At 60.3% G+C, this 7022-nt stretch carries 7 protein-coding genes; 1 reads left to right on the forward strand and 6 read right to left on the reverse strand.

From position 1 onward, the window contains the following. Positions 1–41: 41 nt before the first annotated feature. Together AC1Q6D_RS10415 and AC1Q6D_RS10420 are read right to left on the reverse strand one after the other, a co-directional pair. On the reverse strand, positions 42–1448 hold the full coding sequence (locus tag AC1Q6D_RS10415; RefSeq protein ID WP_103405530.1) for an NAD(P)/FAD-dependent oxidoreductase: 1407 nt from the start codon (positions 1446–1448) through the stop codon (positions 42–44). A gap of 50 nt (positions 1449–1498) precedes the next feature. Continuing rightward, positions 1499–2314, reverse strand: coding sequence for a helix-turn-helix domain-containing protein (locus tag AC1Q6D_RS10420; protein WP_103405531.1), 816 nt, complete (start codon positions 2312–2314; stop codon positions 1499–1501). 263 nt (positions 2315–2577) lie between these two features. Here AC1Q6D_RS10420 and AC1Q6D_RS10425 point away from each other — a divergent pair, with 263 nt between their 5' ends. Beyond that, entirely contained in the window at positions 2578–2850 is a 273-nt protein-coding gene (locus tag AC1Q6D_RS10425) for a DUF1652 domain-containing protein (protein WP_103405537.1), read from the forward strand. Between the two features lie 58 nt (positions 2851–2908). Here the strand turns inward: AC1Q6D_RS10425 and AC1Q6D_RS10430 are convergent, their stop codons facing one another. From AC1Q6D_RS10430 to AC1Q6D_RS10445, 4 genes are all read right to left on the reverse strand, one after another. Beyond that, positions 2909–4099, reverse strand: coding sequence for a hypothetical protein (locus AC1Q6D_RS10430; protein ID WP_492618461.1), 1191 nt, complete (start codon positions 4097–4099; stop codon positions 2909–2911). Positions 4100–4165: 66 nt separating this feature from the next. Further along, positions 4166–5353 carry a hypothetical protein gene (locus AC1Q6D_RS10435; protein ID WP_492618462.1) on the reverse strand — a complete coding sequence of 396 codons (1188 nt, stop codon included), beginning with the start codon at positions 5351–5353 and terminating at the stop codon, positions 4166–4168. Continuing rightward, a complete protein-coding gene (locus AC1Q6D_RS10440) occupies positions 5346–6653 on the reverse strand; it encodes a hypothetical protein (RefSeq protein WP_492618463.1) in 1308 nt (435 codons plus the stop codon). Before AC1Q6D_RS10440 ends, AC1Q6D_RS10435 begins: the two co-directional genes overlap by 8 nt. Next, on the reverse strand, positions 6634–7022 hold a 389-nt coding region (locus tag AC1Q6D_RS10445), incomplete at its 5' end, for a hypothetical protein (RefSeq protein WP_492574017.1). The genes AC1Q6D_RS10440 and AC1Q6D_RS10445, both read right to left, overlap by 20 nt.

The following is a 7022-nucleotide window of genomic DNA, read 5'->3' on the forward strand; positions in this document are numbered from 1 at the left end:
GAGTACCTGTCGATGATGCCTATGGATGAAGAGCGCGTCGGTCAGTGCATGAAACCTTCCATGAACCCCGCGACCCCGCTGGCAAGCTTGCGCCGCCAGGGCGCGGTGGCCGGGTTGGCCAGGGTCTGGTCTTCGTGGACGAAGCTGCGGATGATCGCGTTGTAGCCGAGCCAGCGGCAGGGTTCGGGTTCCCAGGCCCTGAGCGCATCGAGCCCGCGCCGGGGGATGACCCACGGCTGGTGAACCAGCTCGGTGTCGCGCTGCAGGATCAGGTCGGCGAGGGTTCGCCCGCCCAGGTTGCTGGCGCCCACGCCCTCCCCGCCATAACCGCCGGACAAGGCGATGCCACTGGCGGGGTCGCAGAGCATGTGCGGCTTGAAGCGCCGCGACATGCCCAGATTGCCGCCCCAGCCATGGGTGATCTGCACGTTCTTGAGCTGCGGGAACAACTCGCCGAACAGATAGCGGCGCAGCGAGATTTCGCTGCGGGTCAGGTTGAAGTCATGGCGCAGCTTGCCGGCAAACTGGTAGCCGCCGCGCGCGCCGAAGATCAAACGGTTGTCAGCCGTGCGCTGGCCATAAGTGACCTGACGGCTGCTTTCGCTGAACGCCTGGCCGTTGCTCAGGCCAATTTCATCCCAGGTAGCCGCGGATAAAGGCTCGGTCGCGACGATCAGGCTCTGTACCGGCAATTGGTAACGCCCGAGCGGCGGCAGCGTGACCGAATAACCTTCCACCGCCGGCACCACCCAGCGGCTGCGAACCGAGGCTTGCGCCGTGCGCAGGCTACCCGCCTGCCAATGGGTGACCGGGCTGTTTTCGTAGATTCTGACGCCCATGCGCTCGACCGTGCGCGCCAGACCACGGACCAGTTTGGCCGGGTGCAGGGTCGCGACGTGAGGTGCGTAGATCCCGCCATAGGGCTTGGCGATGCGGATTTGCTGCGCCAACTGCTCCGGGTTGAGCCAGCGGTAATCGTTTTCGTTGAGGCCCTGCTTGTGTAGCGAGTCCAGATACTGGCGAAGGCTTGTTTCCTGTTCGGGGTACCGGGCGGCACAGTACAGTACCCCGCCTTTGCGGTAATCGCAGGCGATGCCTTCGCGTTCGAGGACGATTTCCACTTCATCGGGAATGTTGTGCAGCAGGTCATAGGACGCCCGGCGCTGCACGGGCGACAAATCGGCGAGTAGCCGGTCTTCCCCCAGCAGATTGCCCATCAGCCAGCCGCCATTTCGCCCCGAAGCGCCAAAACCGGCGGTTTGCGCCTCGATGATGGCAATCTTCAGCCCCGGTGCCTGAAGTTTCAGGTAGTACGCCGTCCAGAGCCCGGTGTAGCCCGCGCCGATAATGGCGACATCGACATCCAGATCCTCGGCCAGCGCCGGACGAGCCAACAGTGGCTCGTCGAGTTGGTCCATCCACAAACTGATAGTGCGCCACGCCGGCATGCAGGACTCCGCCACTCAAACTTCGATGGCGGTGATCCTAGTGCGTGGGCTCAGAGACTGTCTTGCGCGCGTGCACGCAAAGAAATTTGTTTGGCGTAGGCCTTGGGCGACTGGCCGGTGTGCTGGCGGAAACAGCTGTAGAACGCCGACAGCGAATTGAACCCGGCGGCAAAGGCCAGTTCGTCGATACGCAGCGGCGGTGTGGCGTTATCCAGTGCGGCAAGCAGGTGTCGCAGGCGCGCCTGGTTGACGTAGCGATAGAAGCTCTGGCCCAACACCTGATTGAGCAGATAGGAAATCTGATTGCGGCTGTAGCCGCACTCCTTCGCCACCCGCTGCAGATCGAGCTCTGGATCGAGGTAAGGCTGCTGGCGTTGGAAATATTGCTGCAAGTCCTCGGCCATGAAGCTCAACTGACGGGGCGACAATCCGAGCCGACTCACCGCCGGACGCTGGTTGTTGGCGGCCTTGCTGGGGGGCTGCTCATGCACCAGTGACGCGTATTCGTTGACCCGCCAGATCAACCCGTCCTTGACCGTGATCGCCTCGCTGGCGCGGAACGACACCAGGCCGTCCCCGCCACGCAGGGTAATGCGGTACTGAATGAATGCGGTGTTGCCATCAAGGCGGATACGGTCGGAATGCTCGAGCGCCTCATCCGGATCCCTCGGCATGCTGCTGCGCACGTATTCACGCAATTCGGCCAGGCCCATCACCCGATTCTGGAAAAAATCGCTGTACAGGACGTCCGGGTGATACAGCGCCATGACCCCATCCAGGTCCCGGTGTTTCCAGCGCAAGTGGTAGCGCATGACCGTTTCGCCCGTGGCCTGGGTTTGCTGCGGGCCATCATCCTCGACGTGCATAAGGGTCTCGAAGAAAAGAAACGACTTTGCCGAACTTCTGCCGTCGCTTCAATGGTCACCCGCTGGCAACCTTTTATCGGAAAATTCGCCGACTCGTGCGCTGGATCAAGAAAGCGCGAGGCAATCGCCAAACGGACTGAAAAAAACACATGATTTTCACATCCGGGTGCTACTTTTAAAGTCTGTCACCGGTTGAACCAATGAAGGTTCTTCCCTCCTACCATGAGCTAATGGAAGCGCTCGATGAAGAAGGCGGGCAACATATGAATAAAGGGTTCAGTAAGGTTACGTTTCCAAACGCCTGTCAGCTGATGCGCTGGCATTTTCATCCCATGGGTTTCGAGGCGAGCATGGACGCCCCGGGCAGCATGATTGCCCGTCTGTTCGATCGCGCCACTGGCGAGACCATGATCGCCATTGCCGGTATTCCTTGTGCAACGGTCATGAATGCAGCCGATGTAGAGCGAATAATCGAAGCCGTGGAGGATGAGCTTGAAACGTTCATTCCCCCGATGGCCCTCAGAAGTTATGCCTGAAGGTCGAAAAAACACAAAAGCCCACTTTACGTGGGCTTTTTGTTGGGCAAGGTCGCGCTCAATGCAACCCCGCCGCTTTGCAGGCATCGATGAAGTTCGCCCCCTTCTTGTCCATCGCGGCTTTCACCAGTGCGTTGGCTTTTTGCAGCGCCGGGCTGGGCTGGGCCCATTGCTCGGGGGGCAGTGGTCGGGACCAGGTTTGCACGCTTTGCGGCAGGGTCGGGCGGCCCTTGCGGTGGGCCCACTCGGCGATCAGGTAGGGCATTTTCCAGAAGGTCAGGACACGGCGGACGTACCACCAGCGCAGGGGCCATGGCGTGCGCTTGCCATAACCGTAACGGTGACGCTGTTCGGCGCTCAGGTGCTCGGCACCATCGTCCAATGAGCCCATGAAACGTGCCCCTTTGCGCTCAATCTCAAACGTATGCAGGCCTTCATAAGGCTTGAGCTCGTCCTCGGTTGGCGTCAGGCCCAGAACAACGAGCATGGGGTTGGGCGTATCGACCAACTCCCCTTCTTCCATGTAGTTGCGAATGGCCGTCCACATGCCCAGTGCATGGGCATCGCTGGGCTGGGCCGACAGGATGAATTGCACGGTGTCGTGCGCTTCGTCCTCCAGGCCCATGCCGAAGGTGTAATCGCGCATCGCGCCGTAGCTGGTGACGCCCTGGCTGCGAGCGACCCAGGCCACCACGCTTTCCCAGGGCACGATCAGCACGCGGTGGGTGGTGTCGTCGATGTAGCAGACTTCACGACGCTGGCGGTTGAAGCGCACCGGGTAGCTTTTGGCCAGGGTGCGGACGTTGGAGAGCATGCCGTAGATGAAGGCGCCGATGGGGATAATGAATAGAAGCGAGCCCGTGGCGAATACCTGCACAGCATCCCCAACAATGTCGAAAAACTTTCGGTCGATTTCAGGGGGGCTAAAAGCAACGAGCCATAGACAAATAAGCACAGGCACAAAAAAAGCGGTACACAAAACCATCCATATCTGAATCGCCAGTCTTTTCCCCAGCTCCACCATCCCGTAGTTGCTCCCCCCCAACTCCAGATAAGTCTCATTCATCGCCGAAAAATGACGCCGAGAGACCGGCACCTGCCCGGTGTACACCGGCAACGGCGCCAGAAACAGCGTTTCATTCAAGCCCCGAACCCGCAGCTCCCCGGCGCTGGGCCGCTGGCTGCGAATGTCCGGTGCCGGCTTGGTGGTTTCCGGTTTGTTTTTGCGTTTGAACAGTTGGCTAAACATCGACCGTCGCCATTTCGTCTCGGGTGAACCACCAGTGAGTCCACTTTCTCGTTTGCAACGGCGCGCTCAATGCAGCCCCGCCGCTTTGCAGGCATCGATGAAGTTCGCCCCTTTTTTGTCCATCGCGGTTTTCACCAGTGCATTGGCTTTTTGCAGCGCCGGGCTGGGCTTGGCCCATTGTTCGGGGGGCAGTGATTGGGACCAGGTTTGCACGCTTTGCGGCAGGGTCGGACGGCCCTTGCGGTGGGCCCACTCGGCGATCAGGTAGGGCATTTTCCAGAAGGTCAGGACGCGGCGGACGTACCACCAGCGCAGGGGCCATGGCGTGCGCTTGCCATAACCGTAACGGTGACGCTGTTCGGCGCTCAGGTGCTCGGCACCATCGTCCAATGAGCCCATGAAACGTGCCCCTTTGCGCTCAATCTCAAACGTATGCAAGCCTTCATACGGTTTGAGCTCGTCCTCGGTTGGCGTCAGGCCCAGAACAACGAGCATGGGGTTGGGCGTATCGACCAACTCCCCTTCTTCCATGTAGTTGCGAATGGCCGTCCACATGCCCAGGGCATGGGCATCGCTGGGCTGGGCCGACAGGATGAATTGCACGGTGTCGTGCGCTTCGTCCTCCAGGCCCATGCCGAAGGTGTAATCGCGCATCGCGCCGTAGCTGGTGACGCCCTGGCTGCGAGCGACCCAAGCCACCACGCTTTCCCAGGGCACGATCAGCACGCGGTGGGTGGTGTCGTCGATGTAGCAGACTTCGCGGCGCTGGCGGTTGAAGCGCACCGGGTAGCTTTTGGCCAAGGTACGGACGTTGGAGAGCATGCCGTAGATGAAGGCGCCGATGGGGATAATGAATAAAAGAGCGTAACTAGAAAACACCTTGACCCCATTGATGAGATCCTTAAACGGTGTCGGAAAATTTTCTGGATAAAAAAGTACGCCGTAGAGGATTACAAAACTAGGGGCCATAAATGCTGTGAACAAGGCGATCCATATCTGAATCGCCAGTCTTTTCCCCAGTTCCACCATCCCGTAGTTGCTCCCCCCCAACTCCAGATAGGTCTCATTCATCGCCGAAAAATTACGGCGAGAGACCGGCACCTGCCCGGTGTACACCGGCAACGGCGCCAGAAACAGCGTTTCATTCAAGCCCCGAACCCGCAGCTCCCCGGCGCTGGGCCGCTGGCTGCGAATGTCAAGTGCCGGCTCAGAGCTTTCAGGCTTTTTTTTGCGTTTGAACAGCTGACTAAACATCGACCGTCGCCATTTCGTCTCGGGTGAACCACCAGTAAGGGGCATCGCCCGTACCGCGGGGCAAGCTGTCCACGGGCTCAAGCTTGAATCGGCCCTCGGCCGGCAAACGTACCCCTCGCACTGTGGCGATGCGCAGGTCGCTCAGGACGAAACAAGTGCGGTGAAGCAAGTCGCGCCCGGGCTCCAGTTGGTAACCGATGTTGATCGCCAGGGCGAAATCCCATTTTTGTATACCTTTGCCGATGGGCAGGTGTAGGGTCAGGGCCTCCTCTTCCTGGCTGGCGACCACGGCAACCGCCGCCCATGCCGCGCTGCATTCCTGCCAGCGGGCCGGCGGTAACTGCCGACTGTGGGGCCGAGGGCGATTCAGATCGCGGGTTTGACGATAGGCCTGCAAATGCAGCTGACGACTGTCCATTTCCCGGGTGCGCACGCCGGGCAGTCGCAGTTGCACATAGGTGCGTTCACCCTCGCGCACCAGTTCGCAGGTGGGCTGTTGCACCACCCGCGCCAACGCGCTCCAGTCCTCGGCCAGACTGCGTTGCAGATTGGCCTTGCCCCAGGCGCTGGCTTGCAGCCATTTTCGCAGTTCGTCCAGGTTGAAGTAGTTGTACAAACCTTCGCCCACCAGTTGCAGGGCCGTGCCGATCAGCCCCACCAGGTTGGCCCTGGCAGCGATGCTCAGCAGCCGTGGACTGGCTTCGGCCCAGGCCAGCGCCCGCAGTTCGGCGGGATTTTTGAGGATCTGGTTGATGATCGACGTCGTGTGTTTGGCGCCCCAGGTGTTGGTGCCCACGAGGATGCCGTCGCCGGCGATTTGCAGGGTCGTGGCCGCCAAGGCCTGTTGATTGCCCTGGGCCAGAGCTTTAGCCCATTGTCGGGAGTGTTTGCCTAGATCGATTGCGGCGGCCAATGCGCCAAACCCAAATGCAGCATTACCAGCAATACCACTCCAGCGTCCCAAACGACTCATCGTGTTGAGTTTACCGGCCGCACTGTCCATCTGCACGATATGCGCTTGAAGGATCGTCACCGACAGGCCCTGTACCGCTGCAAAACCCGCAGCCGATATACCAATGAACGATTCTGCGAGGACACCCAAGTCTGAAAGGGAGTGAACCGTCTTTTTACTAAACGCACTCAACACCTCTAAAAACTTCTGCCCCTGATAAAAAAACAGCAACAACGCAATCCCGTCGCCCCCGGACTTCAACGCACTCATCAGTGGCTGGCCAAACGTCCCCGTGGCGCGAAAATCACGCACGGTGCGCAACATTTCGTCACGCAGCGCCGGGGCCATGCCATCGATCACGGTGCCGATTTGCCAGGGCCCGGCTCAGCTGGTCTTCCAGCGGCACCAACGCGGTCTTGAGACTGATGATCCGCTGGTTAAGCCTCTGCTCGCCGCCTGGCTCGGTCAGGCCATAGATTTGCCGCGCCAGCTCGCGATGGCGCTGTTTGTAGGTGTCCTTGAGCTGCCGGCGCAGGTCGAGCGCAGCATCGCGGGTCTGGTTGAACGCCTGGATTTCCGCCGCCGACGCCGCCCGCAAGGACAAGCCGCTGCGGGAAAACTCGCGTAGAAGTTGCAGGCATGCCGGCGCGCCCAGGTCACGAATGAAGCTGTTGGGGTCGATTGGCTGATGTCGCTTGAATTCCGTGTGTGCCCGCT

The organism is Pseudomonas sp. MT92 (assembly GCF_058792515.1).